The following is a 26,156-nucleotide window of genomic DNA, read 5'->3' on the forward strand; positions in this document are numbered from 1 at the left end:
CCCGGGGCCCACCCCGGGCCGACCACGCCGTCGAGTATCCGCCCGGTACACGTCGAACAAGCTTCGACCCGAGCCGCCGAACCGTACCCGGGGGCGATGCGTCCGTAGCTTCGTAGCGCCTAGGGTGGACGGCAACCGCGGCACGCCCCAGGTGGCGGACAGGACAGTGGGGAGCTTCGTGGATCGGCCGGTCGGCAGCAAGTATCTGCTCCAGGAGACGCTGGGGCGCGGTGCCAGTGGCACCGTCTGGCGCGCGAGCGTGCGCGATTCGGGCGAGGTCGTCGCGGTCAAGGTGCTGCGCGAGGAATTGGCCGCCGACCCGGACGTGGTCACCCGCTTCCTGCGCGAGCGCTCGCTGCTGCTCAAGCTGCGCCACCCCAACCTGGTCCACGTACGCGACCTCGTCGTCGAGGGCGAGACGTTGGCCCTGGTGATGGACCTGATCGACGGGCCGGATCTGCGTACCTACCTGCGCGACAACGGCCCGCTGCCGCCCGCCGCGGCGGCGCTGACGATGGCCCAGATCTGCGACGCGCTGACCGTCACGCACGCGGACGGGGTGATCCACCGCGACCTGAAGCCGGCCAACATCATGCTGGCCCGCAACGGCGACTCGCTCTACCCGATGCTCACCGACTTCGGCATCGCCCGCCTCGCCGACTCGCCCGCGCTCACCCGCACCCACGAACTCGTCGGCACCCCCAGCTACGTCGCCCCCGAGACCGCCGAGGGCCGCCCGCTCACCCCGGCCGTGGACGTCTACGCGGCGGGCGTGGTGCTCTACGAACTGGTCGCCGGGCACCCGCCGTTCCGCGACACCAACCCGATCGCGGTGCTGCACCACCACCTGACCGAGGCGCCCACCCGACCGGCGAACATGCCGGACGCCTACTGGCTGATCACCGAGCGCTGCCTGGCCAAACAGCCCGACAGCCGACCGGACGCGGTGGGCCTGGGCCGGGCGCTGCGCCTGGCCGCCGACATCGTCTCCGGCGTACGACCCGACGACGGCTCGCTGGCCGGGGTGTTGGCGGCGAGCGCGTTCGGCGCGCATCCCGGCGCGACCGACGCCACCCGCGCCATCCCGCAGACCCGGGGCGGCTATCCGACCCCGCCGACCACCCCGCCGCCGACGCCGCCCGCGCCGCCGAGCGTGCCGAACGCGACCCGGGTGATGGGCACCCAGCCGCCCGGCTACCCGCAACCGACGCCGCCCGCGCCGAACCACCCGCAACCCGCGCCCAACTACCCGCCGCAACCGGCCTACGCCGAGCCGGTCCGACCCGCCCCACCCCCCGCCGCGCCGCCGCGCGTCGACCCCGGACCACCGCCGCCTCCACCACCCCCGCCGGCGCGCCGGCGCGGCGAGGAGCGGGCCGAGCGTGAACCCAGCCGGCGCGAACGCGCCGCACGCGAGGCCGAGGAGCGCCGGGAGCGCGACTCCAGGGACCGCGAGCCGCGCGACCGCCGCGACCGCGACCGTGACCGTGAGCCGCGTCGGCGCCGCTTCCGGCTCACCAGCATCCCGGGTGTCGGCTGCACGCTCGGCTGCCTGCTGCGGCTGGTGATCATCGGCGCGATCCTGTTCGCCGTCTACTGGTTCAGCCCGGTGCACGGCTGGGTGAACGACGCTATCGACTGGTTCGATACCGTTCGAGGCTGGTACGACAACGTCAAGGACTTCGTCTCCGGCGGCGACAGCGGCAAGGGCGGCGGCAGTTCGGGCGGCAGTGGTGGTACCAAGAACTGACGCATAGTCATCCCCGGTCGGCCCGCGTCGAGGGCGACCTCGTACACGCCGTCCTGCCCGACGGTCCCCGGATCCGGGGGCCGGCCGCGTAGGGTGCGGTCGGGGAAGTCCGCTGTGAGCACCACGCTCGCTGGGTCCACGGAGCTGCTTTGGCACGCAAGATCGGTAGCCGATACGTCGCCCTGAAGGTGCTCGGGCGCGGCGCCAGCGGGACCGTCTGGCAGGGCGAGGGCCCCGAGGGACCCGTCGCGATCAAGCTGCTGCGCGAAGACCTGGCGTCCGACCAGGTGTTGGTGGCCCGCTTCGTGCAGGAGCGCACCGCGCTGACCAGCCTGGACCACCCCAACATCGTCGGCGTGCACGACCTGGTCGTGGACGGCACGGACCTGGCCCTGGTGATGGACCTGGTGATCGGCCCGGACCTGCGCGCCCGGCTCGAGCGCGACCGGGTGCTCACCCCGCGCCTGGCCGCCGCGATCGTGGCGGACGTCGCGGACGGTCTGTCCGCCGCGCACGCCGAGGGGGTGATCCACCGCGACGTCAAACCCGAGAACATCCTGATCGACAACTCGGCCGGGGTCTCCCGGGCCCGCCTCACCGACTTCGGCATCGCCCGCCTGGTCGACGCGCCGCGCCGGACCCGGGCCACCCGGATCATCGGCACGCCCGACTACCTGGCCCCCGAGATCATCGAGGGCCTGCAACCGACCGCCGCGGTGGATGTCTACGCGCTGGCCACCGTGCTCTACGAACTGCTCACCGGCTGGACCCCGTTCGGCGGCGGCCACCCCGGCGCGGTGTTGCGGCGCCATGTCACCGAACCGGTGCCCGGCATCCCCGGCCTGCCCGACCCGCTGGCCGCGGTGCTCGCGTCCTGCCTGTCCAAGGCGCCCGCCGCCCGGTTGACCGCCCGCGAGTTCGGCGAACGACTGCGCTCGGCGCTGCCCGCGCTGATCGGCCTGCCCGCCTTCGACGTCCCCGACCCCAACGGCAACGTCGGCCGCCAGGACACCCCCGTGCCGCGCCCGGCCGGCGTGGTCCCGCTGGTGTCCGGCACCGCCGAGGCCGCCGACGGCAGCCGGGACACGCACACCAACCTGACCCGCCCGGTATTCGACGACGCGGTGCCGGTGCAGTCGCACCGCCGAGGCAAACCGGTCCGCACCCCGGCGGTCGCCCGCCGCCGACTGATCGTGATCGTCTGCGGGGTGCTCGCGGTCGCGGCGGTCGGCGCCGGCGCCGTGTGGTTCACCCGCGACAACGGCACCCCGACCAAACCCGCCGGGCAGACTTCCGGCCCGCCGGGCAAGGCCGGTGCCGGGCCGGGCCGGACCGCCGACCCGTCCGCCGCGCCCCGCGCCGGCGGCTACGCATGGCCCGCGTTCGCCGCGCTGCCGCCGGCTCCCGTACTGCTCCAGGGCGGCCCCGCGGCGACCCGCGCCGACGCCGAGCACAACTACGTCGTACAGCGCGACGGCGACGGTGGCCTCTGGTACCTCGCCGGCGACGGCGGGCGCTGGGGCGAGTGGCGCCGGTTGCCCACCTTCCGGACCGCCGACGACCCCGCGGCGGTGAGCACCGCGCCCGGGCGGATGGACGTGTTCGCCGTCGGGTCGAGCGACAAACTGCTGTATCGCACGACGCTGGCCGACGGCCGGTTCGGCGAGTGGACCCGTACCGACGGCAAGACCAAGCTGGGCGGCGCGCCCGCCGCGGTGGCCACCGGCGACCGGATCGACGTCGTCGCGCGCACGAGCACCGACGGGCTGGCCGCCGGATCGCTGACCGGGTCCGGCTGGAGCGGCTTCACCACGGTGCCCAGCGCGGGCCGGATCGAGGCCGCCCCCGCGCTCACCGCGAGCGCCGCCGGCACGCTGGACGCGTTCGTGGTGCGCGCGGGCGACCACGCGGTGCTGCACATCCCGTGCGTGGACGGCACCTGGCGCGAGCCGGAGCGGGTCGGGCTCGCCGCGTCCGCGCGGCCGGCCGCCGCCTACAGCACCGGTCGCGGCCTGGTCGTGCTGGCCCGGGACGCGGGCGGGCGACTGCTCGGCGCGGTGCCCGGAGAGGGGGGATGGCGGCCGGTGGATCCGAACACGGCCACCGCCGACGCCCCCGCCGCGGTGGCCGGCGGACCCGACCGGGTGGACGTCTATATCCGTACCGACAACGGCCGTCTGCAGACCGCCGCGTCGAGCCCCGACGCGGGCTGAGTCCCGGAGCGGGTCCTCGTCCACTTAGGATGGGGGCGTGGCTGCCGTTGATCCTTCCGAAGAGCTCAAGTCCGTCGAGTCGACCATGGCGTCGATCGAGGCCGTCCTCGACCTCGACAAGATGCGGGCCGACGTGGCCACGCTCAACGAAAAGGCGGCGGCTCCCGACCTGTGGGACGACCCCGAGGCCGCCCAGAAGGTGACCAGCCGGCTCTCCTTCCTCCAGGGCGAGCTGCGCCGCGTCGAGGAGCTGCGTCGCCGACTGGACGACGTCGGCGTGCTGTTCGAGCTGGCCGAGGCCGAGGACGACGCGGACACCCGCGCCGAGGCCGAGAACGAGCTGACCGCCGTGCACAAGTCGGTCGGCGAACTCGAGGTGCGCACGCTGCTGTCCGGCGAGTACGACTCGCGTGAGGCACTGGTGACCATCCGCTCCGAGGCCGGTGGCGTGGACGCCGCCGACTTCGCCGAGATGTTGCTGCGGATGTACACCCGCTGGGCCGAGCGACACGGCTACCCCACCGAGGTCTACGACACCTCGTACGCCGAAGAGGCCGGCATCAAGTCGGCCACCTTCGCGGTCAAGGTGCCCTACGCCTACGGCACGCTGTCCGTCGAGCAGGGCACCCACCGCCTGGTGCGGATCTCGCCGTTCGACAACCAGGGCCGCCGACAGACTTCCTTCGCGGGTGTCGAGGTGCTGCCCGTGGTCGAGCAGAGCGACAAGGTCGACATCGACGAGTCCGAACTGCGGGTCGACGTCTACCGTTCCTCCGGTCCCGGCGGCCAGGGCGTCAACACCACCGACTCGGCGGTGCGCATCACGCACATCCCGACCGGCATCGTGGTGTCCTGCCAGAACGAGCGCTCGCAGATCCAGAACCGCGCCTCGGCGATGGCGGTGCTCTCCGCGAAGCTGCTCGAGCGCCAGCGCCAGGAGGAGCAGGCCCGGATGAACGCGCTCAAGGGCGAGGGTTCGTCCTGGGGCAACCAGATGCGCTCGTATGTGCTGCACCCGTACCAGATGGTCAAGGACCTGCGCACCGAATTCGAGGTGGGCAACCCGCAGTCGGTGCTCGACGGCGAAATCGACGGCTTCATCGAGGCGGGCATCCGCTGGCGCAAGACCCAGCAGACGGCCGCCGCGTAGTCGCAAAACCCAGGTCTCGACCGGATTCACGACCCGAAGGCCCTCGCGTATTCGCGGGGGCCTTCGGGCCGTCCGGCGTTGCGCTTTCGTGCCGATTTTCTCGGCGAATCGGAATTAACCCCCGCAACCCTCTCCGAACGCCCTTGACGCGGCATCCACCCGGTTACCAGTCTGAACGGCGGCATTACCGCGACGCATCCGATCGGGAGCGCGGGGCACATCGACAGATGGGCACGGGCGCGCGTCGAGGTGATGCCCATCGGCGTTTGGGACCCCACCCGCGCCGGCGCGGACACGGGGATCTCATCCAACTGGGGGTTAATTGATGACAACCAAAATGCGCGTCCGGACGGCTCGGATAGCCGCTGCCGCGCTGTTTGCGGCGGGCGCGTCCTTCGCGGTCGCGGGCGTCGCGAGCGCGTCGCCCGACGGTGGTCCGGACGACGGGTGCGAGCAGACGCACACGTGCCCGGGCGGGACCTCCGGTTCGACGGGTACGTCCACCACGGGTGGGGGCACCACGGGTACGTCCACCACGGGCGGCGGGACCACCGGCACGTCCACCACGGGCGGCGGTACGACCGGTACCTCCACCACGGGCACCTCCACCACGGGTGGCGGGACCACGGGTACGTCCACCACGGGTGGCGGGACCACCGGCACGTCCACCACGGGTGGCGGTACGACGGGTACGTCCACCACGGGTGGCGGGACCACGGGTACGTCCACCACGGGTGGCGGTACCACCGGTACGTCGACCACCGGTGGCGGTACGACGGGTACGTCCACCACGGGTACCTCCACCACGGGTGGCGGGACCACGGGTACGTCCACCACGGGTGGTGGTACGACCGGTACGTCCACCACCGGCGGCGGTACGACGGGTACGTCCACTACAGGTGGCGGCACCACGGGTACGTCCACCACGGGTGGCGGCACCACGGGTACCTCCACCACCGGTGGCACCACCAGTGGCGGCGGTACCTCCAAGGGCAACTCGGGCGGTTCGGGCGGGTCCTCGAACGGCACCTCCGGTGGCAGCACCGGCGGCAATACGTGTGACGCCACGCACGCCTCCGGTGGCCTAGACCTGAACTGCGGCGGCGACGGGAACACCCGGACGAGCGGCGGCAACGACCAACAGAACGCCCCCGTGCGCGACTTCGGCGGCGGCGACACCGCGCCGGCCCAGCAGGCCGCGAACAAGGAGCTGGCCTCGACCGGTTCCGGCGCCAACGTGGCGTTCCTGATCGTCGGCGGCGCCGCGATGGCGGCCGGTGGCTTCACCTTCACCGTGCTGCCCGCGCGGCTCAAGCGCCGGCAGCAGGCCACCGCGGCCTGAGTCGAAGACTTGTGCCCCGGCGCGGCGGTTCCGGGGCACTGAATGCGCCGTCCCGGCGTTCCGAGCCGGGCGCACCGCGTCATCGCGAGTGCGTCTGTGAAACGGTCGGCTCGGAATCGGGGGCGGTGGGCGGCACCGCGGTGTGAGGTCGGGCCCTGTGCCCGGCGTCGAGAACGGGGCGCCCGCTCGGGGCGGTCTGCGTCGGACAGCTGACGACGTCGGCCGATCCGGGTTCCGGAAGCCGCGGAGCGCCGCTGAACAGCGCGAAGGCCCTGGGGGCACCCAGGGCCTTCGTGTTTCGTCGATCGTCCGTCAGGGGGCCCTGCGGCGGCTCAGCCGCCCACGCGGGTCAGCAGCAGCGCGCATACCAACACGAGCAGCGCGAGTGCCGCCAGCATCGCGGGATTGAGCCCGCCGGAACGCTGAAGTCGTTCGCGGCTGGCCCGGCACGTCGGGCAGCGACCCTCCGCGACCAGTCCGGCGCAGTTCGCGCACACCAGGCGGTCCAAGGTCATCTCGACTCCTCCGCCTCCGTTGCTCCGCTATCGCGCATCACTACCCATAACGCTCACGACGCGGTGGGAAGTTCCCGTCCCGTTCCACTGTGCCGCTTACACTCACGGAATGGCCATGCCCGACGACCACTCTGTTCGAGCCTGGGCGCCCGGCTCCCGACAGTCCGGTCCCTTGGTCTGTTCCCTGCCCCCGGCGGCATGCCCTGCCCCCTACACTGGCGCACCGTGATGCAACCGTGATCCGATTCGACAACGTCAGCAAGACCTACCCGAAGCAGCCGCGCCCCGCGTTGCACGACGTCTCCCTCGAAGTGGAGAAGGGTGAGTTCGTCTTCCTCGTCGGGTCCTCGGGCTCGGGCAAATCCACCTTTCTGCGGCTGGTCCTGAAAGAGGAACGGCCGTCCCAGGGCGACATCTTCGTGGCGGGCAAGGACCTCGGTCGGTTGTCCAACTGGAAGGTGCCGGCGCTGCGCCGCCAGGTCGGCACCGTCTTCCAGGACTTCCGCCTGCTGCCGAACAAGACGGTGTACCAGAACGTCGCGTTCGCGCTCGAGGTGATCGGCAAGCCCAAGGGCACCATCCGCAAGGTGGTGCCCGAGGTGCTGGACCTGGTGGGGCTGGGCGGCAAGGAGGAACGTATGCCCGGCGAACTCTCCGGCGGTGAGCAGCAGCGCGTGGCGATCGCCCGTGCCTTCGTGAACCGGCCGATGATCCTGATCGCCGACGAACCCACCGGCAACCTGGACCCGCAGAACAGTGTCGGCATCATGAAGCTGCTCGACCGGATCAACCGGACGGGCACCACGATTCTGATGGCCACGCACGACCAGGCGATCGTGGACCAGATGCGCAAGCGCGTCATCGAGCTGGAGCAGGGCCGACTCGTCCGCGACCAGTCCCGCGGTGTCTACGGCTACCAGCACTGATCCAGCGGACCCCCACGGCGCGGCAGTTGGGCCGCGCCCCGAGCGACTAGGACATCATGCGCGCCCAGTTCGTCCTCTCGGAGATCGGAGTCGGTCTCCGCCGGAACCTGACCATGACGATCGCGGTGATCGTCAGTGTCGCGCTCTCCCTCACCCTCGCCGGCGCGGGTCTGCTGTTGCGCACTCAGGTGAACCAGATGAAGGACTTCTGGTACGGCAAGGTCGAGGTCTCGATCTTCCTGTGCGGCAAGAGCGACAAGGTCCCCAGCTGTGCGGGCGGCGAGGTCAACAACGAACAGCGCGAGGGGCTCAAGGCGGAACTGAGCCGGATGCCGCTCGTGAAGAAGGTCTACTACGAAAGCAAGCAGGAAGCGTTCAAGCACTTCAACGACACGAACAAGGATTCCCCGCTCTCCGGCAACATCACCGCCGACCAGCTGCCGGAGTCCTACCGGGTCAAGTTGAAGGACGCAACCAAGTACCAGGTGGTGGCCAGCGCCTTCGCCGGCCGGCCGGGCGTGCAGTCCGTGCAGGACCAGCGCAAGATCCTGGAGCCCTTCTTCAAGCTTTTGAAGAACGCGCAATACGCGGCCTACGGCGTCATGGGATTCATGCTCCTGGTGGCGATCCTGCTGATCGTCAACACGGCACGGGTATCCGCATTCAGCCGCAGGCGGGAAACCGGCATCATGCGGCTCGTGGGGGCATCGAACCTGTACATCCAGTTGCCGTTCATCATGGAATCCGCCATCGCCGGACTCCTGGGCGGCGTGCTGGCCTCCGGTCTGTTGAGCACCGGATTCTTCTTCGGCGTCAAGAAGGGTCTCGGGCAGCAGTTCAACGCATTCGAGCTGATCGGGTGGGGACCGGTGCTGACCACGTTGCCGTTGCTGGTCGCGTTCGGCGTGCTGATGTCGGCGATCGCGTCGTTCTTCACGCTGCTGAAATACCTCAAGGTCTGAGGTCCGGCCGACCCGGACCGCGCTTCGAAGGCCCCGTTTCGTTCCTGCCTGCTTCGGCAGGGCGAAGCGGGGCCTTCGAACGTCTGTGTGCATCCGGACGGGTTCGTATTACTTCCATACCGGTGTGTTTTCCGGCAATTAATAACAAATACCCTTTAATAACATCATGCGGAGAACTCGGTCCAGGCGACTCGGATTGTCGGTGCTCGTGGTGATCACGGCCGCCGCGGTGGGCTTCGTGCCCGCGTACGCCGACGGCGACGACGACGGTGACGCGCGGGCCCGCAAGCAGCGCGCCGACGCCGCGGCCCGGGACATGCGGGCCGACCTGGACGCCTCGCTGGCCCGGCTGACCGCAGCCGAGAAGGCGTTCGCCGAGGCGGAGACCGCCGGGCCGGGCGCGCGCGCCGCCCTGGAGGCCGCCCGGGCGCGGGTGGCCGAGGCGCGGGCCCGGTCCGCCGAGCTGAGCCACGGGGAGGAACTGGCGGTGGCCGCGGTGGGCCGGGCCGAGGCCGAACTGCGCGACGTGGCGGCGGCGACCCAGGAGGTCCGGGACGATGTCACGCGCCTGGTGGGTCGGGCGTACCGCAACGGGCAGATGGCGCAGTTGTCGATGGTGTTGCGGGCGCAGACCCCGGGGGAGTTGCTGAGCAACCTCCAGGCCTACCGGCAGATGTTGCAGGCGGACCACGAGACGATCGACCGACTGGAGCGCACCCGCGACGCGATCGACGCCCGGCGGGCCGAGTTGGAGCGCCGCCGGGCGGAGGCCCGGGTCCGGCACGCGGAGGCGGGTCGGAAGCTGGCCGAGGTGGTCGCCCTGGAGAAGACGGCGAGCGACGCGGCGGCGAGGGTGGCCGGGCTCGCCGCGCAACGCGAGGCGGCGCTGGCCACCGCGCGCGAGGAGAAGGCGGCCGACCAGCAGCGCTACGAGGCGACCCGGGCCGAGCAGAAGCGGCTGACCGAACTGGTCAACCGGCGCAACGCGCCGGCGGGCGCGGGATCGCCCGTCGGGTCCTCGGCGCAGGGCGGCGCGCTGTCCTACCCGGTGCGCGGTCCGATCAGCTCGGGCTTCGGGATGCGCTACCACCCGATCCTGGAGTACACGAAGCTGCACACCGGCACCGACTTCGCGGTCCCCGAGGACACCTCGGTGGGCGCCGCCCGGGAGGGCACGGTGGTACAGACCGGCTACAACGCGGCGTACGGCTACCGCGTGGTGCTCTCGCACGGCCGGGTCGGCGGGGTCGCGCTGACCACGACGTACAACCACCTGTCCCGGATCACGGTGCGCGAGGGCCAACGGGTGGGCCGCGGCGACCAGGTCGGCCGCTCCGGTGACACCGGCTGGTCCACCGGCGCCCACCTGCACTTCGAGGTCCTGGTCGACGGCGAGTTCGTCGACCCGAAGGTGTGGATCTGAAGCCCGCTCCGGGACCGGGTCCGGGCGGGGTAATGAGCTTGCGGCCATGCGCGACAATTCAGGGATCATGGCGAAAGAGACCGGGCGCAAGCTCATCGCACAGAACAAGAAGGCGCGGCACGACTACCTGATCGAGGACACCCTCGAGGTCGGCCTCGTCCTGACCGGCACCGAGGTCAAGTCGTTGCGGGCCGGCAAGGCTTCCCTGGTGGACGGCTACGCGAGCATCGACGGCGGCGAGGTGTGGCTGCACAACGTGCACATCTCGGAATACTCGCAGGGCACGTGGACGAACCACGCGGCCCGGCGCAAGCGCAAGTTGCTGCTGCACCGGCACGAGATCGACAAGCTGGTGCAGGCGACCCAGGAAACGGGTCACACGCTCGTGCCGCTCAGCCTGTACTTCAAGGACGGCCGGGCCAAGCTCGAACTGGCGTTGGCCAAGGGCAAGAAGAACTACGACAAACGACAGACCCTGCGCGAACAGCAGGACAGGCGCGAGGCGGAGCGCGCGATGTCGAAGTACGTGCGCGGCCGTCGGCAATGACGGTGACCGACGAGGAATGAAGTGGACCGGTCCGGCGTTGGACCGTACGATGTGCCTGGTTCGGGCCGAGCAAGTGTGGCGGGTCGGGCCGTCGAGCAGGACACCCTCGGGTGGTTGCTTGAAAACTCAATAGGGGGTGATCGGTTTCGACTGCGGCTGTCGAAGCAGAGGAAGCGAGCCGAGGAAGCGACAATGATCTCGTTAACCACCTGTCGCAAACAAATAATCGCCGATACCAAGCGCGATTCCTTCGCCCTCGCTGCCTAAGCGAGTATCCGAAGGTGTCAGACCGGGTGCGTCCCCGCCCCGGACCCTGGCATAATTTAGGGGACTCCACCGTACGACCCGGCTACGGGGTCATACGGAACACTAAACAGTAGCTGAGCCCGTCGGTGTCTTGTCCACATGAACACCGGGGCCGAGAAAATCGTTGTGGACTGCGCTCGGAGAAGCTCTGGTTTTGCACCGTAGGACGCGGGTTCAATTCCCGCCACCTCCACCCCTGTTGAAAAGAAGAGCCCGGTGTGTCCGCACACCGGGCTCTTCTTTGTCGCCCACCGGGTAATTGCGGAAGGTGAAGCCGAGAGATGAGCCACGGTCGCTGGAAGACCCGGCGAGAGCGCGAACTCGCCGAGGGCTTTACCGAAGCGGACGGCGTCGCCGAGGCCCGTCGTGAGATCCGGCTTTCGATGGCGCCGGCCAAAGCCGTTTTCGAGGGCCGTACCGAGCTTGGCCTCACTCGGGACGAACCGGCCGATCGGGCGGGGCTCGGCAAAGTGCAGATCTCCGGGATCGAGGGCTCCGACACCGTCCCGACGCTTCCGCTTTTGGCCAAACTGGCCAGGGCCTTGGACTCTTCTGGCAACATCGCCTTGGGCAATGAGGACACCCGAATCAAGCTCATCGCGCACCACACCGACGCGGCTTGATCAGTGCCGCCACTTCACGGCGCGCGCAGCGGCGGATCAGACGTGCTTTATGGACTCGACAAACGCAACCCAGGATGCGACGGCCACCGCTCGCTGAGCGATGAGATTGCGGGTCTACGAGTGCCGTACCGGGGGGCTCGGTCTCATCCGGAATGAAGTGACTGAACTGATCGTGCGCGGCTCACGCGGAGGACGATCTTCGGAACCGGGGGCACCGGCACCGTCCCGCCCCCCGCTTCTGGTCTGGCCGACCGGGCCTTGGCTGCTTCTCTCGACGCAACTCCAGACGGCGAGGGTACCCAGGTGACGTTCAGCGCGCGCTCTTCACGGTGCCCAGCAGCGCCACCCATGCCTTTGGGGGCATTGTCAAGTGACCGCGCTCCCGGTCTTTCGTGTCTCGCACCACGGTGGCTGCAGAAAATAAAGCGATCTCGACGCATTCCTGATTCGATGCCGAATAGGATGACTTGCGCCAATGCGAGGGCATGCTCATCGAAGGTCCTCCAAGCGTCGGTTGATCAGTTTTCTGGATTCGTCGGGCGATAGTGCGTTTTGGTGTAGATGCTGGATGTGTCGGCGGTATTGACGGACTTCGCGATTGCTTTCTTTCGGCGTCATGCCTCCGTGGTACTCAATATAGACGACGCTCGGCTCCTGCTTGTGCTCGAACTCGAAGAGAGTCAGGCCACCGATGAACGCTCCGAGCGGTGAGTCGAGTGGAATGATTCTCATTTCAACGTTTGGGAGGTCGCCGACTTCCAGGAGGTGTCGAAGCTGCTCCCGAAGTAGGCGCGGGTCTCCTAGGTTGATGTGCAGAGCTGTCGCGCTCAGCGTTGCCGAAACCAGCACCGGGCTCGCTTCGGTGAGCACGCTCTGTCGTTTCAGTCGAACATCCACCAGTGCATCTGCAATGTCTGGATCCGGAATAAAGGGTCCGCTGGTTGTGATTGCGTGTGCGTAGCCTCGGACTTGAAGAATTCCGGGAACTACGCTCGAGTTCACCAGATGAATTTCGGTGGCCTGCGCCTCCAGTGTGATGAATTCCTCGTAGGTGGAGCTGATGACGTCCGAGTATTCGCTCCACCACGTATACGACTGCGGCTTTCGAGCCGCCCAGTTTTCCAGACGAGCCAGTTCCTCTGCGGACGCGCCATAAAGAATCGCCAGCCGATTCATGTCGTGTCGCGAGATGGGGAGCTTCGCCGTTTCGATACGGCTGAGTTTCGACTTGCTCCAATGGAATGCGCCCGCTGCCCCTTCGAGGCTCAATCCTGCCTTGGCGCGCAACTGACGCAACTCGCCGCCGAGTCGTCGTTGGGCGTAGGTCGGCACGGCTGACACGTCGTCACCCCCTGATCGTCGAGTGTGCGCCCGCATCATGACGTGGTCCACCTGCGGTTGTCGTTCGAAACGAGAAGTTTTCACTCATCGGAGTGGAAATAGTCCGGGTGACTTCTCTGGAAACGTTTCGGAGCTGCATGATGTGCGACGGAACACTTCGTGACCGGCAAGTCACGCTGCGCGCAGCGACATGTGCCACCTGCCCACCAACCCCTGGGAGAGGACATGTCCGCAGCAAGAAGCCCCTTCGACCCCCTGGCCCGGCCAACTGCCGGGCAGGGATACCAGCCCGTGATCGCCGTGGAATGCGCGGCCACGGGCGCCTACGCCAAGTCCGTGCGCGACCTCACGAGGGAAGCGGCGGGACAGGCGGGTGCCGGAGCCGACGCCGCCGACACCGTGCGGCTGCTCACCGGCGAGTTGTTCGCCAACTGCGTTCGGCACGCGCCCGATACCGACGTGCGCGTTGCCCTCTTCCGCGACATCGCGACCAACAGCCTGGCGGTCTCCGTGGATGACACCGGTCGATCGGCGGTGGTCGTCCCCGACCACGCCGACCTGCCTCCCGGCGACGCGGAGTGCGGCTACGGTTTGCCGCTCCTTCGCGCGCTCGCCGCCGACTGCGGGGCAATCCCCTTCGGTATCGGCAAGCGAGTCTGGTTCGTGCTCGACCTCAACTGAACAAGGCCCCGGCGCCCCGGGCGAGCGTGCCGCGCGTTCACCGCCACCGGCGGAAGGACACGGCCGCCCGCGTCCCAACCCGCAGCGCCCACAGGCCGGAAACGACAGCACACCCGCAGTGGGCCCGGCCGGCCCCGAGGTCGCCGCCGGCGGCGACCCGGCCGAATCCCACCGCAGGCCACGCCCGTCCACCGGCCCGGCGGCCGACGTGCCCGGATCTGCGCCAGGCGGCAATGCGCTGGGAGCGAGCCCGCTGCATTCTGTGACGTGACTGGGGTGACCGATCGACGGACCGGGGGGAACTCGTGCGGCGACAAGTACACCGGCCCGGGCGGGCCGAGGCGTGGGGAGGTGGGCTGGTTCGTAACCCTGCGGCCTCCGTGTCCGTTTTGCTGCGGGTGTTGGAGATCGATCCGTTTCCGGAGCACGGGTATTGCCTGGCATGGGTGTCGTGGCCCAGGGAGCTCTTCCAACGGGCGGTCGTGCACCCGGACCCGGCCGCTCGCGCAAGGTTGTTGGAGAACCGGAAGCTGCCGGCGGACCTGTTCGCCGCGATGGCCTTGGATCCGGACCCCAAGGTGCGGTTGGTGTGCGCGGTCAACGCCGGCGAGTTCGGTGTGCCGATGCCGCCCGAGGCGATTGCGGCCCTGTGCGCGGCGCCCGAGGCGTCGACCCGGTACTGGGCGGTCATGCACCGTGATACGCCGGACGAGGTGCGGATGCGCCTGGTCGAAGACCCGGAGACCAAGGTTCGTTACGCGGCGCTGCACGAGCGGATCTGGGGTCGGTTGCGGCCCGAGGTCCAGGAAGCTCTACGCAACGACCCTGACCCCGACATCCGAGAACTGCTCGCGGAGATCGACGGGGCGACAGCCGGACCGGCCGACTCCGGTGGCGCGATCGACGAAGCGGAGAAGGATCGCCGGGAACTTGCGGACGAGGCGGAACTCGATGACGAACTCGCTCGATCACTGATCCGGGACGAGGACGTCGAGGTGCGTCGGGTGGTCGCCCGGAATCCCGCCCTGCGCACCGAACTTGCGCTGTCCATGGCTACCGACTCGGACAACGGGGTCCGCTTGGCGGTGTCCACCCGGGAAGACCTCACCGAGGAACAGCGCGCCACGATCGACTACACCATTCCCGAGACGCGGCAGCTCGGTCTGGGCTGGATCCGAAGCCGGCTCGACGATCCCGACGTCGTGCGACGGGCGGCGACCTCGACGCATGTGTTGCTGCGACGCAACGCGGCCGAGGCCAGGCACCTGCCTCCCGACCTCGTCGCACGCCTTGCCGCCGACCCGGACTACTACGTCCGCCTCACTCTGTGTCGGTCGTGCGATGACGCGCCGTCCGAGTTGCTCCTGGACATGTACGCCCACGACTCGGGCAAGTGGTGGGGGTACTTGGTATTGCAGCCGAACTTCCCGGCCGTCGGAATGGCCCGTTACGCAGACGACCCGAATCCACGCTTGCGCACGGTCGCGCTACGGGACCCCGAGATCGCACCGGAACTGATCGCCCACCTCACGCGTGACCCGGACGAGGGGGTTCGGGAATCCGCAATCCGGGACGCTCGGCTGCCTATCGACCGTCTGCTCGAACTGCTCGACGACGTCGACACGGCCGCGATCGCGGCCAGGAACCCCGGCCTCGGGGAGGAGCGGATGGACGAAATGCTGGATGAGATCCTGGGCGTTTGACGCGTCCCGTGCATGCAAAAGCGGCGACCCCTGGGGGCCGCCGCTTTGCTATGTCGAGGACACCGACCCGCCAATGCTCGCCTCTCGGCAAGTGGTCCCTCTAGGGGACTAATGGTTGGGCCCGGGGGCTTGGATCGAGTCGGTGTCTTCGGACAGCGTAACCGACCTCGGCGGCCGGGTCGGAATGATCTGTGGAGGATGAGGATCACAGTTTGCGGGGGTGTGTCGGTCGGGTATGGGGCGGGCCCCGGGGCCGGGGGTGTCCACGAAGTGAGACCATCGGGAGCGATGCGACGCCGTGGGAGACGGGGGTCGCAGCGATCGGAGGAGAAAGAGTTCATGCCCGCAGCGCCCAGCGCCTCGTACTCGATCACGGCTCGACTGGAGGTCCCCGCAGGGGGCCGGTCGGTCAGTCTGCTCACCAACACGGTCGAATCCGCCGGGGGGTCGATCACCGCGCTCGACGTCACCGCGTCCGGTCACGAGCGCCTGCGGATCGACGTCACGATCGCCGCGACCTCGACCGATCACGCCGATCGCCTGGTGGAGTCGATCCGGGAGATCGAGGGGGTCACCCTCGGCAAGGTCTCGGACCGTACCTTCCTGATGCACCTCGGCGGCAAGATCGAGATGCAGTCCAAGCATCCGATCCGCAACCGTGACGACCTCTCGATGATCTACACCCCGGGGGTGGCCCGGGTGTGTCTGGCCATCGCGGAGAACCCGGACGACGCCCGCCGGCTGACCATCAAGCGCAACACCGTCGCGGTGGTCACCGACGGCTCCGCCGTGCTCGGCCTGGGCAACATCGGGCCCAAGGCCGCGCTGCCGGTGATGGAGGGCAAGGCGGCCCTGTTCAAGCGGTTCGCCGGGATCGACGCATGGCCGATCTGCCTGGACACCCAGGACCCGGACGAGATCGTCCGGGCCGTGCAGATGATCGCGCCCGGGTTCGCCGGGATCAACCTCGAGGACATCTCCGCGCCGCGCTGCTTCGAGATCGAGCGCCGGTTGCGCGAGACGCTGGACATCCCGGTCTTCCACGACGATCAGCACGGCACCGCGATCGTGGTGCTCGCCGCGCTCACCAACGCGCTGCGCGTGGTCGGCAAGAAGATCGAGGATGTGCGCATTGTCATGTCCGGCGCGGGCGCGGCGGGCACGGCGATCATCAAGCTGCTCCTGTCGGCCGGCGCCGCACACGTGGTGGTCGCCGATGTGCGGGGTGTGGTGCACGCCGGTCGCGAGGACCTCGGCGAGGACCTGCGCTGGGTTGCCGAGCACACCAACGAGCAGGGCCTGACCGGCACCCTCAAGGAGGCCGTGGTCGGCGCGGACGTGTTCATCGGCGTGTCGGCGCCGAACGTACTCGACGGCTCCGACATCGCCGCGATGGCCGCCGACTCGATCGTGTTCGCGCTGGCCAACCCGGATCCCGAGGTGGACCCGGCGGCGGCCCTGGAGCACGCCGCGGTGGTCGCCACGGGCCGTAGCGACTTCCCCAACCAGATCAACAACGTGCTGGTCTTCCCGGGCGTCTTCCGCGGTCTGGTGGACGCGCAGAGCCGGCACATCAGCGACGACATGCTGCTCGCCGCCGCGCGGGCGCTGGCGTCGGTGGTCTCCGACGACGAAGTGAACCCGAACTACATCATTCCGAGTGTTTTCCACCCGGAGGTGTCCGCGGTGGTCGCCGCGGCGGTGCGGGACGCGGTGTTGGCGGAGCGTCAGAACCCCGCGGGATGATCGTCGTACTGTCCGTACGTATCCCGGTTGCAGGGGCCCCCGAACGGCCCCGTAATCTGCCGGAACCGCGAAATCACGGGGCTTTCCCAGTGATTTCGCGTGTCCTTGATTAGCTTCCGGGCATGGATGAGTGCAGGATTCGTCCCCGGGGCAAGAACAGCGAGTTGGACTGAACCACGTTTGCGACCACGTTCGTGGTCGTCGGCGGAGGTCAGCAAGACACGGGAGTGACACATGAACCGCAGTGAGCTGGTGGCCGCCCTCGCGGAGCGCGCCGACGTGACCCGCAAGGACGCCGACGCCGTACTGAGCGCGCTTGCCGACGTCGTCGGCGAGATCGTCGCCAAGGGTGACGAGAAGGTCTCGATCCCGGGCTTCCTCACCTTCGAGCGCACCCACCGCGCCGCCCGCACCGCGCGGAACCCGCAGACCGGCGACCCGATCGACATCCCGGCCGGCTTCGGCGTAAAGGTTTCGGCGGGCTCGAAGCTCAAGGCCGCGGCCTCGGGCAAGTAGGTCCGTAGCGCCCCGGTGGAAAACCGGAAGGGCGGCTTCCCCTCGGGGAGCCGCCCTTCCGGCGTGTTCGGGCCCACCGGGCCCGTTTCCGGGCCCTGTCGGGCCCCTGAGGCCCCGGGACGGGGCATCGGGGGCCGCGCCGGGCCCGGAAACGACTACGCGACGCTCTCGGCGACCCGCACCGGCAGCTCCACCCGGGCGCCCAGCGCCTCCAGCTTGGCCTGGAAGTCCTCGTAGCCGCGTTCGATCAGATCGATCCCGGTGACCCGCGAGGTGCCCTCCGCGGCGAGCGCGGCGATCAGGTACGAGAAGCCCGCGCGCAGGTCGGGGATGTCCAGATCGGTGGCGTGCAGCTTGGCCGGGCCGGAGATCACCGCGGAGTGCTGGAAGTTGCGCTGACCGAAGCGGCACGGCGTACCGCCCAGGCACTCGCTGTAGAGCTGGATGGTGGCGCCCATCTGGTTCAGCGCCGAGGTGAAGCCGAGCCGCCGCTCGTACACCGTCTCGTGCACGATGGACAGCCCCGTGGCCTGGGTCAGCGCGACCACCAGCGGCTGCTGCCAGTCGGTCTGGAAGCCGGGGTGTACGTCCGTCTCCAGGGCGATTGCGTTCAGCGGGCCGCCCGGGTGCCAGAAGCGGATGCCCTCGTCGTCGATCGAGAACGCGCCGCCGACCTGCCGGAAGACGTTCAGGAAGGTCATCATGTCCAGCTGGCGGGCGCCGCGGACGTAGATGTCACCGTGGGTGGCCAGCGCCGCGCAGGCCCAGGAGGCCGCCTCCAGGCGGTCCGGCAGCGCGCGGTGGTCGTAGCCGCCGAGCTTGGACACCCCCGTGATCCGGATCACCCGGTCGGTGGTCACCGAGATGATCGCGCCCATCTTCTGGAGCACGCAGATGAGGTCTATGATCTCCGGCTCCACCGCCGCGTTGGACAGCTCGGTGGTGCCCTCCGCGCGCACCGCCGCGAGCAGTACCTGCTCGGTGGCCCCCACGCTCGGGAACGGCAGCCGGACCTTGGCTCCCTCCAGGCCGTTCGGCGCCTCGATGTAGAGCCCCTCGGGCCGCTTGGTGATCACCGCGCCGAACTCGCGCAGCACGCTCAGGTGGAAGTCGATCGGCCGGTCGCCGATCATGCAGCCGCCCAGGTCCGGGATGAACGCGCGGCCCAGGCGATGCAGCAGCGGGCCGCAGAGCAGGATCGGGATCCGGCTGGAGCCGGCGTGCGCGTCGATGTCCGCGACGTTGGCCTGTTCCACCTGGGTGGGGTCCATCAGCAGTTCGCCGGGCTCCTCGCCGTCGCGCACCGCGACGCCGTGCAGCTGGAGCAGGCCCTTGACGATGCGTACGTCGCTGATCTCCGGGACGTTGCGCAGTCGGCTCGGCGCCTCGCCCAGGAGCGCGGCCACCATCGCCTTCGGCACCAGGTTCTTGGCGCCCTTGACCCGAACCTCGCCCTCGAGCGGGGAACCGCCGTGAACCAAGAGCACGTCGTCTTGCATGAATCCTCGCACTTCCGTGGGTACCGAAACCCGACCGGGGAGATGGGCCGACAGCGCTACACGGTAGTCGGATCCGTCCCGCTCCCGTGCCGGCTCGGGGGGCCGAAGGGCCCGGGAAACAGGGTCGTTCGGCCCGTGGGCGAGCCGCGTCGAAGGGTTGCGATGACCGGCGGGACGAGCGGTAACCGGCTCGCGTACTGCGCGTTCGCGGGAGCGGTGCTGGTGAATCTGCTGCTCCTGTTCAATCCGGGCAGTCCGGGCGACCCGGCTCCGTTTGTTCCGCATCGTGACAAGATCGTGCATTTTCTCTCGTTCGCGGCCATTGCCTGGACCGGTCGGCGTGTCGGCATCGGTTCCGTGGTGCTGGCTGCGGCACTGGCCGCACACGCGGTGGAGAGCGAGTTGGTGCAGCACTTCGTGGTGCCGCAGCGCAGCGGCGATCCGTGGGATGCGATCGCGGACGTGTGCGGCGCCGGCGGCGGGCTGCTCCTCGCCCGCCGACTTCCTCGCCGACCGGCGCACCACGACCCGGCGGTTGCGGGATCATGAGGCCATGACCGAGGTATCGCTCACCGGACGCCTGCTCGTGGCCACGCCCGCGTTGGCCGATCCCAACTTCGACCGGTGTGTGGTCTTCCTCCTGGAACACGACGAGGACGGCACGCTCGGCGTGGTGATCAACCGGCCCAGTCCGGTGGACGTCAACGACGTACTGGTGCCCTGGTCGGGGCTCGTCAGCGCGCCGTCGGTGGTCTTCCAGGGCGGGCCGGTGGCGATGGACTCGGCGCTGGCCATCGCGTCGGTGCCGGGCGGGGCGGAGCCGCTGGGGTGGCGTCGGGTGCACGGCGGCCTGGGGCTGGTGGACCTGGACGTGCCGCCGGAACTGGTCGCCGCCGACTTCGGGTCGATGCGGGTCTTCGCCGGCTACGCGGGTTGGGGCCCCGGGCAGTTGGCGGCCGAACTCAAGTCGGGCGCGTGGTACGTGGTCGAGTCCGAGCCGGGCGACGCGTTCACGCCCACGCCGGACCGGTTGTGGCGGGCGGTACTGCGCCGGCAGGTCGGCGAGTTGGCGATGGTGGCCACCTATCCCGAGGATCCGACGCTGAACTAGTGCGCGGCACCGGAGGTGGGGAGGCGCGTGAACCGGGCGCCGATCGGCACCGTCGGGGTCTGGCTATCCTGGTGGGTATGACCACTCCCCAGAGCTTCCCGGAGCCGGAGCACGGGACGGGCACCGGCACGCTGATCGAGGAGACGCCGAAGCTCTCCCACGGCGACGGTGACCACGAGCGCTTCGCGCACTACGTCCAGCGCGACAAGATCATGGAAAGCGCGATGTCCGGGAGTCCGGTCATCGCTTTGTGCGGGAAGGTCTGGGTGCCGGGTCGCGACCCGAAGAAGTACCCGGTCTGCCCGATGTGCAAGGAGATCTACGAGACGATGCCGGCCGGCGGGGCCGGCGGGGACAAGGACAAAAGCGGGCAGGGCGGCGGCAAGAAGTAGTCGCTGAGGTTGGTCGGAGGCGTCGGTCGAGGTTGTGGCCGGCGCCTCTTGCGTTGCGTCTTGGTTGGGTTGGGATTTGTTTTGCCCGCCCGCCCACCCGTTGCGTTATGTGTCGAGGCTGGGGTTTTAGGGCTTCGGGGTGGGTCTGGTCCTTGGTTGTGTCGCGGATTTGGGTTGGCTCAAATCTCGGTTTGGGCGGGTCGTTCGTGGGTGGCGGGGCAATAGGGTGGGCGGCGCTGTGGACGCGACGATCTTGATGCCGCTGTCGCTCGACGAGGCCGTGGATGCCCTCGCGCGCGATCCCCGGGCGCTGCCGGTGGCCGGGGGGACCGACCTCATGCCCCGCGTCAACGCCGGAACGTTGCGGCCGCCGGCCCTGGTGGGTCTCGCGAAGGTCGCCGATCTGCGGCGGTGGGGTTACGAGGACGGCTTCGCCATGCTCGGTGCCGGGCTCACCTGGGCCCGGCTCGCGGACGCCGATCTGGCCTCGCTCGTCCCAGCCCTGGCCGCCGCCGCCAACGAGGTGGGCACCGCGCAGGTCCGCGCGATGGGCACGCTCGGCGGCAACATCCTCGCGAGCGGCCGAGCCGCCGACTCGCTGCCCGTACTCGCGGCCCTGGAGGCCACCGTGTCGTGCCGTTCGCCGGGCGGAGTGCGCGAGGTCGCCCCGCATCTGCTCGCGCCCAAGGCGGGTCCGATCGCCGAACAGCTGTTGCGCCCCGGGGAGTTGATCACCGGGGTGCGGGTGCCGCTGCTGCGCGGCGTGCAGGAGTTCGTCAAGGCGCCGGTGGGCGGGGGGAAGTACCTGACCCTGGCCCTGGTGGCCGGTCCCGTGGTCGGGGACGTGCGCTGTGCGGTGGGCGGGGCGCATCCCGGTCCCGTGCGCGCGTTCGAGGCCGAACAGTGGTTGGCGGGGCGGATGGACACGCGTACCGGGCGACTGCTCGACGCGCGCGACGCGGCCGACTTCGGGCGCCTGGTCGCCGACGAGGTCCGGCCGGACGCGGAGCAGCGGGCCGCCCGGGCGCATCTGCGGCACGTGGTCGCGGTGTGCGCGCGGCGTGCGGTACAGCGGGCGTTCGGCGGATGAGCGAGCCCGGATTCGACGCCGGCACGACCCCGACCACGTCGTACGTACTGCGGGTGAACGGCGAGGCCCGGCTGATCGAGAACGCCTGGATCGGCGAGAACCTGCTGTACGTGCTGCGCGAGCGGCTCGGCCTGCCCGGCGCCAAGGACGGTTGCGGGCAGGGCGTGTGCGGGACCTGCACGGTGCAGTTGGACGGGGTCGCGGTGGCCGCGTGCCTGATCGCCGCCGCCACGCTGGGCGATCGTGAGGTACGCACCATCGAGGATCTGGACAACGACCCGGAGACGGCGGACGTGCAGCGTGCGTTGGTGGAGGCCGGCGCGGTCCAGTGCGGCTACTGCGTGCCCGGCGTGGTCGCCTCGGCGTGTGCGCTGCTGGCGCGGGTGAGCGAACCGGGCGAGGTGGAGATCCGGCGGGCGCTGGACGGGCACCCGTGCCGGTGCGCGGGGCCGCACCCGATGGTGGACGCGGTCCGGGCGGCGGCCCGCCGGCGGGTACCGCAGGAGACCCACTCGACGATGATGTTCAACGTGATCGCGCCACCGCCCGGCGGCGCCGAGTGAGCGGTGGGAAACGGTGATCGGCGAGTCCGTGCCGCGGCCCGACGGCGATGCCAAGTCCCGGGGGCGGTTCTCCTACACCGGCGACCTGTGGGCCCCGGGCCTGCTGTGGTGCGCGTTGGTGCGCTCGCCGCATCGGCACGCCCGGATCCTGGGCATCGACGCGGCGCCGGCCTACGCGGTGCCGGGCGTGCACCGCGTGGTCACCGCCGCGGACCTGCCGCCGGGCGCCTGCCACGGGGTGATCGTGGCGGATCGGCCGGTGCTCGCGGACGGCGTGGTGCGCTTCGCCGGCGAGGCGGTCGCGGCGGTCGCGGCGGAGACCCTCCAGGCGGCGCGGGCCGGCGCCGCGGCGGTGCTCGTGTCGTACCAGCCGCTCGAGGTCGCCACGGATCCCGAACACGCCTTCGCCGGGCCGCCGTTGCACCCCGACGGCAATGTGCTGCGGCATATCGCGCTGCGCCACGGGCGACCGGTCAAGCTGCGCCGGGACGGCACGCCGGTGGCGGAGGTGGTGGTCGAGGGGCTGTACGAGGTGCCCGCGCAGTACCAGGCCAACCCGGCCACCGACGCGGCGCTCGCGCTGCCCTCGTCGGACGGCGGCGTGGAGTTGCACGTGGCCTCGCCGTATCCGCACTCGGACCGGGACCAGGTCGCCGAGTGCCTGGGGTTGCCCGCCGGGATGGTGCGGCTGATGCCCACCGGTGCGGGCGGCTCCTCCGGCACCCGCGAGGACGTCGGACTCACCGCCGTGGTGGGGCTGTTGGCGCTGCGCACCGGGCGGCCGGTCAAGGCCGTGCTCGATCGGGACGAGTCGTTGCGGTCGGGCGGGCATCGGCACGCGGCGCGGATGAAGTACACGCATCGCGCGGACCGGGACGGGCGGTTGCTCGCGGTGGAGGCGCAGATCATCCTGGACGGCGGCGCGTACGCGGGGGTGTCGCCGGAGGTGATCGGGCGGCTGATCGGGTGTGCGGCGGGGCCGTACATGGTGCCGTATGCGGCGGTGGACGCGTGGGCGGTGCGCACCAACAACCCGCCGGCGGGGGCGATGCGCGGGCCCGGCGCGGTGCAGGTGTGCTTCGCGCACGAGGCGCAGATGGACAAGTTGGCGGACGCGCTGGGGATGGACCCGGTGGAGTTGCGGCTGCGCAACGCGCTCAGTTCGGGAACGATGCTGACGACGGGTCAGGTGCTGGACGGGCCGGTGCCGGTGGGGGCCGCGTTGCGCGCGGTGGCCGAGGCGGCGCCGCCGGCCGCGCCGCCCGCACCGGGGACGTTGCGCGGGACGGGGTACGCGGTCGGGCTGATGCCGCTGCTCGGGATCGAGGGGGCGGACGAGTCCTCGACGGCGACGGTGCGCCTCGACGGCGGCGTGGTGACGGTGACCTGTGCGGCGGTCGAGGTCGGGCAGGGCTTCGTGACGCTGGTTCGGCAGATCGTGGACGAGGTGCTGGGCGTGTCGGACGCGATCGTGCTCCAGGCCGGGACGGCGCTGCCGACGGCGGGGGCGCCGGGGGTGGGGCGGCATACGTGGCTGACGGCGGGCGCGGTGGAGCAGGCGGCGCGGGAGATCCGGGAGCGGTTGTTGGCGCCGGTGGCGGCGCGTTATGGGATGACGGCGCGGTTGTTGGACGTGCGGGACGGGCGGATCAGGTCCTATGACGGGCTGATCGACCTGTCGGTGGATGTGATGTACGAGGACACTGCGACGGTGACCACGGCGGGCGCGTATCGGGCGCCGAGTACGGAGCCGTTGGACGACGCGGGGCAGGGCAACGCGTATCCGGCGGTGGCGTTCGCGGCGTGTCGTGTGGTGGTCGACCTGGATCCGGAGCTGGGCACGATCCGGGTGGTGGACGTGACCGGCGCCTATGACGCGGGCCGGGTGCTGGATCCGGCGCAGGCGCGGGTGCGGGTGGAGAGTTCGGTGGCGATGGGGGTCGGGCTGGCGCTGACCGAGGACGCCGAGTCGGTGTGGTCGCCGCCGGGGACGTGGGACGTGCCGCCGATCCGGGTGGCCGCGTGGATCGAGGAGCCGCAACCGGGCGCGCCGTTCGGGGCGAAGGGGTTGGGCGACGCGGCGATCGTGCCGGTGCCGGCGGCGGTGGCGGCGGCGGTGCGGGACGCGACCGGGTTGGAGCTGCCTCGGCTGCCGCTGCGGCCTCGGGATGTGGTGGTGGACTGAGGCGGGGCTTCGGCTCGGGCTGTCGCCTTGGTCGGGGATCGAGAGGTTGCGGCTATTGGTGTGATAAGAGGCTGATCCGACCAAGCTCTACGCTGTCGAGGTGACAGCAGTCGGAGAGTCGAATGTCGGGGATTCGAAGCGAATACCGGATCGGGCGGAACAGCCCGACGGGGAGCCCGCCGTACCGTCCGACCGGGCACCCGGGGTACTGACCCGGCCCTATCGCGCGCTCACGCTCGGCATCGTGTCGGTCGTACTGCTGATCGCCTTCGAGGCGATGGCCGTGGGCACCGCGATGCCGGTGGCGGTCAAGGAACTCGACGGAGTGCCGCTGTACGCCCTGGCCTTCTCCGCGTTCTTCACCACCAGCCTGTTGGCCATGGTGGTCTCCGGCGAGTGGTGTGACGCGCGTGGACCGCGGCTGCCGCTGTTCGGCGGGATCGGCGCGTTCGCCACCGGGCTGCTGCTGGCCGGCACGGCGCAGTCGATGTGGCCGTTCATCGCGGGTCGGGCCGTGCAGGGCCTCGGCGGCGGGCTGGTGATCGTCTCGCTGTACGTGGTGGTCGGTCGCGCGTATCCGTCCGCGCTGCGCCCGCGTGTGTTCTCGGCGTTCTCCGCGGCATGGGTGCTGCCCTCGATCGTCGGGCCGCCGGTGTCCGGGTTGGTCACCGATCACCTGGGCTGGCGCTGGGTGTTCCTGGCCATCCCGGTGCTGGTGGTACTGCCGCTGGTGATGATGTTGCCGCAGGTGGAGCGGATGGCGGGCGCGCCGGATGCGGGCGTGCGGATGAACCGGCGGCGGATCGGCGCGGCGGTGGGGGCCTCGGCGGGCGCGGGGTTGCTGCAGTACGGCGGGCAACATCTGGACGCGGTGGGCGTGGTGTTGCTGGTGGTGGGATTGGCGCTGATGGCCGCGACGGTGTCGCGGTTGCTGCCGGCGGGCACGCTGCGGGCGGCGCGCGGGTTGCCGACAGTGATCCTGTCCCGGGGCGTGCTCGCGGGGGCGTTCTTCACGGTCGAGTCGTTCGTGCCGCTGATGCTGATCAGTGAACACGGCCTGTCGCCGACGCGGGCCGGGCTGACCCTGACGGTGGGCGCGCTGTCCTGGGCGATCGGCTCCTGGATCCAGGGCCGCTCACCGCACGAACTGCGGCCGCGCCTGGTCCAGGCGGGCTTCGTATGCGTGGCGCTCGCGATCGGCGGGGCGCTGCTTGCGCTGGCGCCGGGGATGCCCGCCTACACGGTCACGGTGGGCTGGTTCTTCGGCGGCATGGGCATGGGGATGGCCGTCTCCTCGGTCAGTGTGCTCACCCTGGACCTGTCCACACCCGAGGAGGCCGGCGCCAACTCCTCGTCCCTCCAGGTGGCCGACTCGCTCGGCACGATCGTCCTGGTCGGCCTGGCCGGCGCCATCTTCGCCGCCCTCCACGAGGGCACCGGCCGGGACGGCGGCGTCTTCACCGTGATCTTCACGATCATGCTCGTGGTGGCATTGGTCGGGGCACTCCTGGCTCCGAGGGTGCGACGGCGTCCGACCACTTCCGAGTGAGCGCATTCGGTGGTGCGCCCTGG

At 70.2% G+C, this 26,156-nt stretch carries 25 protein-coding genes and 1 other RNA gene; 21 read left to right on the top strand and 5 right to left on the bottom strand.

The annotated features are described in order from the left end of the window. Positions 1-124 precede the first annotated feature (124 nt). From ABIA38_RS30890 to prfB, 3 genes are all read left to right on the top strand, one after another. Entirely contained in the window at positions 125-1,750 is a 1,626-nt protein-coding gene (locus ABIA38_RS30890) for a serine/threonine-protein kinase (RefSeq protein ID WP_424642173.1), read from the top strand. Positions 1,751-1,899: 149 nt separating this feature from the next. Further along, positions 1,900-3,963, top strand: a complete 2,064-nt coding sequence (locus tag ABIA38_RS30895) for a protein kinase domain-containing protein (RefSeq protein ID WP_424642174.1) — start codon at positions 1,900-1,902, stop codon at positions 3,961-3,963. Between the two features lie 37 nt (positions 3,964-4,000). Then, positions 4,001-5,113 carry a peptide chain release factor 2 gene (gene prfB / locus ABIA38_RS30900; RefSeq protein ID WP_424642175.1) on the top strand — a complete coding sequence of 371 codons (1,113 nt, stop codon included), beginning with the start codon at positions 4,001-4,003 and terminating at the stop codon, positions 5,111-5,113. A gap of 318 nt (positions 5,114-5,431) precedes the next feature. Here the strand turns inward: prfB and ABIA38_RS30905 are convergent, their stop codons facing one another. Then, positions 5,432-6,181: a hypothetical protein gene (locus ABIA38_RS30905; RefSeq protein WP_424642176.1), complete on the bottom strand. Its 750-nt coding sequence runs from the start codon at positions 6,179-6,181 to the stop codon at positions 5,432-5,434. Positions 6,182-6,266: 85 nt separating this feature from the next. On the opposite strand from ABIA38_RS30905, the gene ABIA38_RS30910 reads away from it, so the two are divergent. Next, positions 6,267-6,455 (top strand): LPXTG cell wall anchor domain-containing protein, encoded by a 189-nt coding sequence (locus ABIA38_RS30910; protein ID WP_424642177.1) that lies wholly within the window; start codon positions 6,267-6,269, stop codon positions 6,453-6,455. A 332-nt stretch (positions 6,456-6,787) separates the two neighbouring features. Here the strand turns inward: ABIA38_RS30910 and ABIA38_RS30915 are convergent, their stop codons facing one another. Then, positions 6,788-6,970 (bottom strand): hypothetical protein, encoded by a 183-nt coding sequence (locus ABIA38_RS30915; RefSeq protein WP_424642179.1) that lies wholly within the window; start codon positions 6,968-6,970, stop codon positions 6,788-6,790. 236 nt (positions 6,971-7,206) lie between these two features. Between ABIA38_RS30915 and ftsE the strand changes: the two genes are divergently transcribed. From ftsE to ABIA38_RS30945, 6 genes are all read left to right on the top strand, one after another. Beyond that, positions 7,207-7,896 (top strand): cell division ATP-binding protein FtsE, encoded by a 690-nt coding sequence (gene ftsE, locus ABIA38_RS30920; RefSeq protein ID WP_424642180.1) that lies wholly within the window; start codon positions 7,207-7,209, stop codon positions 7,894-7,896. 56 nt (positions 7,897-7,952) lie between these two features. Further along, positions 7,953-8,858, top strand: coding sequence for a permease-like cell division protein FtsX (gene ftsX, locus ABIA38_RS30925; protein WP_424642181.1), 906 nt, complete (start codon positions 7,953-7,955; stop codon positions 8,856-8,858). Between the two features lie 166 nt (positions 8,859-9,024). After that, entirely contained in the window at positions 9,025-10,281 is a 1,257-nt protein-coding gene (locus ABIA38_RS30930) for a peptidoglycan DD-metalloendopeptidase family protein (protein WP_424642182.1), read from the top strand. 67 nt (positions 10,282-10,348) lie between these two features. Then, the gene (smpB, locus tag ABIA38_RS30935) at positions 10,349-10,828 is read left to right on the top strand and encodes an SsrA-binding protein SmpB (RefSeq protein ID WP_424642288.1); all 480 of its coding nucleotides are present in this window, start codon (positions 10,349-10,351) and stop codon (positions 10,826-10,828) included. A gap of 132 nt (positions 10,829-10,960) precedes the next feature. Beyond that, positions 10,961-11,330, top strand: a transfer-messenger RNA (tmRNA) gene (gene ssrA / locus ABIA38_RS30940). 85 nt (positions 11,331-11,415) lie between these two features. Next, on the top strand, positions 11,416-11,757 hold the full coding sequence (locus ABIA38_RS30945) for a helix-turn-helix domain-containing protein (RefSeq protein ID WP_424642183.1): 342 nt from the start codon (positions 11,416-11,418) through the stop codon (positions 11,755-11,757). A 310-nt stretch (positions 11,758-12,067) separates the two neighbouring features. Here the strand turns inward: ABIA38_RS30945 and ABIA38_RS30950 are convergent, their stop codons facing one another. Then, positions 12,068-12,250 (bottom strand): DUF397 domain-containing protein, encoded by a 183-nt coding sequence (locus ABIA38_RS30950; protein WP_424642184.1) that lies wholly within the window; start codon positions 12,248-12,250, stop codon positions 12,068-12,070. Beyond that, on the bottom strand, positions 12,247-13,098 hold the full coding sequence (locus tag ABIA38_RS30955; protein WP_424642185.1) for a helix-turn-helix domain-containing protein: 852 nt from the start codon (positions 13,096-13,098) through the stop codon (positions 12,247-12,249). Before ABIA38_RS30955 ends, ABIA38_RS30950 begins: the two co-directional genes overlap by 4 nt. A gap of 159 nt (positions 13,099-13,257) precedes the next feature. Here ABIA38_RS30955 and ABIA38_RS30960 point away from each other — a divergent pair, with 159 nt between their 5' ends. The 4 genes from ABIA38_RS30960 (at position 13,258) to ABIA38_RS30975 (ending at position 17,744) form a co-directional block, all read left to right on the top strand. Beyond that, complete coding sequence (locus ABIA38_RS30960; RefSeq protein ID WP_424642186.1) at positions 13,258-13,779, top strand: ATP-binding protein; 522 nt, start codon at positions 13,258-13,260, stop codon at positions 13,777-13,779. 380 nt (positions 13,780-14,159) lie between these two features. After that, complete coding sequence (locus ABIA38_RS30965) at positions 14,160-15,482, top strand: hypothetical protein (RefSeq protein ID WP_424642187.1); 1,323 nt, start codon at positions 14,160-14,162, stop codon at positions 15,480-15,482. A gap of 339 nt (positions 15,483-15,821) precedes the next feature. Beyond that, positions 15,822-17,228 (top strand): NAD-dependent malic enzyme, encoded by a 1,407-nt coding sequence (locus ABIA38_RS30970; protein WP_424642188.1) that lies wholly within the window; start codon positions 15,822-15,824, stop codon positions 17,226-17,228. Between the two features lie 234 nt (positions 17,229-17,462). After that, positions 17,463-17,744, top strand: coding sequence for an HU family DNA-binding protein (locus ABIA38_RS30975; protein ID WP_355539945.1), 282 nt, complete (start codon positions 17,463-17,465; stop codon positions 17,742-17,744). A 155-nt stretch (positions 17,745-17,899) separates the two neighbouring features. Here ABIA38_RS30975 and murA read toward each other — a convergent pair whose 3' ends face one another. Further along, positions 17,900-19,243: a UDP-N-acetylglucosamine 1-carboxyvinyltransferase gene (murA, locus tag ABIA38_RS30980; RefSeq protein WP_424642189.1), complete on the bottom strand. Its 1,344-nt coding sequence runs from the start codon at positions 19,241-19,243 to the stop codon at positions 17,900-17,902. Between the two features lie 162 nt (positions 19,244-19,405). On the opposite strand from murA, the gene ABIA38_RS30985 reads away from it, so the two are divergent. From ABIA38_RS30985 to ABIA38_RS31015, 7 genes are all read left to right on the top strand, one after another. Beyond that, positions 19,406-19,792 (top strand): hypothetical protein, encoded by a 387-nt coding sequence (locus tag ABIA38_RS30985; protein ID WP_424642190.1) that lies wholly within the window; start codon positions 19,406-19,408, stop codon positions 19,790-19,792. A gap of 4 nt (positions 19,793-19,796) precedes the next feature. After that, positions 19,797-20,354 (top strand): YqgE/AlgH family protein, encoded by a 558-nt coding sequence (locus ABIA38_RS30990; RefSeq protein ID WP_424642191.1) that lies wholly within the window; start codon positions 19,797-19,799, stop codon positions 20,352-20,354. A 77-nt stretch (positions 20,355-20,431) separates the two neighbouring features. Then, positions 20,432-20,746: a DUF3039 domain-containing protein gene (locus tag ABIA38_RS30995; RefSeq protein WP_424642192.1), complete on the top strand. Its 315-nt coding sequence runs from the start codon at positions 20,432-20,434 to the stop codon at positions 20,744-20,746. 256 nt (positions 20,747-21,002) lie between these two features. After that, positions 21,003-21,836, top strand: a complete 834-nt coding sequence (locus ABIA38_RS31000) for an FAD binding domain-containing protein (RefSeq protein ID WP_424642289.1) — start codon at positions 21,003-21,005, stop codon at positions 21,834-21,836. Further along, positions 21,833-22,399, top strand: coding sequence for a (2Fe-2S)-binding protein (locus ABIA38_RS31005; protein WP_424642193.1), 567 nt, complete (start codon positions 21,833-21,835; stop codon positions 22,397-22,399). The genes ABIA38_RS31000 and ABIA38_RS31005 overlap by 4 nt, the downstream gene beginning before the upstream one ends. Positions 22,400-22,412: 13 nt before the next feature. Then, complete coding sequence (locus ABIA38_RS31010; RefSeq protein ID WP_424642194.1) at positions 22,413-24,584, top strand: xanthine dehydrogenase family protein molybdopterin-binding subunit; 2,172 nt, start codon at positions 22,413-22,415, stop codon at positions 24,582-24,584. Positions 24,585-24,684: 100 nt separating this feature from the next. Then, on the top strand, positions 24,685-26,133 hold the full coding sequence (locus ABIA38_RS31015; RefSeq protein ID WP_424642195.1) for an MFS transporter: 1,449 nt from the start codon (positions 24,685-24,687) through the stop codon (positions 26,131-26,133). Positions 26,134-26,156: the final 23 nt, after the last annotated feature.

Source organism: Embleya sp. AB8, assembly GCF_049739465.1.
In the GTDB taxonomy this organism is placed as follows: domain Bacteria; phylum Actinomycetota; class Actinomycetes; order Streptomycetales; family Streptomycetaceae; genus Embleya.

What these genes read in the sequence shown, in the direction of transcription:
- ABIA38_RS30970 (WP_424642188.1), top strand. Translation starts at nt 15,822, where the DNA reads ATGCCCGCAGCGCCCAGCGCCTCGTACTCGATCACGGCTCGACTGGAG.
- ABIA38_RS30945 (WP_424642183.1), top strand. Translation starts at nt 11,416, where the DNA reads ATGAGCCACGGTCGCTGGAAGACCCGGCGAGAGCGCGAACTCGCCGAG.
- ABIA38_RS30985 (WP_424642190.1), top strand. Translation starts at nt 19,406, where the DNA reads ATGACCGGCGGGACGAGCGGTAACCGGCTCGCGTACTGCGCGTTCGCG.
- ABIA38_RS30930 (WP_424642182.1), top strand. Translation starts at nt 9,025, where the DNA reads ATGCGGAGAACTCGGTCCAGGCGACTCGGATTGTCGGTGCTCGTGGTG.
- ABIA38_RS30975 (WP_355539945.1), top strand. Translation starts at nt 17,463, where the DNA reads ATGAACCGCAGTGAGCTGGTGGCCGCCCTCGCGGAGCGCGCCGACGTG.
- smpB (WP_424642288.1), top strand. Translation starts at nt 10,349, where the DNA reads ATGGCGAAAGAGACCGGGCGCAAGCTCATCGCACAGAACAAGAAGGCG.
- ftsX (WP_424642181.1), top strand. Translation starts at nt 7,953, where the DNA reads ATGCGCGCCCAGTTCGTCCTCTCGGAGATCGGAGTCGGTCTCCGCCGG.
- ABIA38_RS30990 (WP_424642191.1), top strand. Translation starts at nt 19,797, where the DNA reads ATGACCGAGGTATCGCTCACCGGACGCCTGCTCGTGGCCACGCCCGCG.
- ABIA38_RS31005 (WP_424642193.1), top strand. Translation starts at nt 21,833, where the DNA reads ATGAGCGAGCCCGGATTCGACGCCGGCACGACCCCGACCACGTCGTAC.
- ABIA38_RS30950 (WP_424642184.1), bottom strand. Translation starts at nt 12,250, where the DNA reads ATGAGCATGCCCTCGCATTGGCGCAAGTCATCCTATTCGGCATCGAAT.
- ABIA38_RS30995 (WP_424642192.1), top strand. Translation starts at nt 20,432, where the DNA reads ATGACCACTCCCCAGAGCTTCCCGGAGCCGGAGCACGGGACGGGCACC.
- ABIA38_RS31000 (WP_424642289.1), top strand. Translation starts at nt 21,003, where the DNA reads ATGCCGCTGTCGCTCGACGAGGCCGTGGATGCCCTCGCGCGCGATCCC.
- ABIA38_RS30915 (WP_424642179.1), bottom strand. Translation starts at nt 6,970, where the DNA reads ATGACCTTGGACCGCCTGGTGTGCGCGAACTGCGCCGGACTGGTCGCG.
- murA (WP_424642189.1), bottom strand. Translation starts at nt 19,243, where the DNA reads ATGCAAGACGACGTGCTCTTGGTTCACGGCGGTTCCCCGCTCGAGGGC.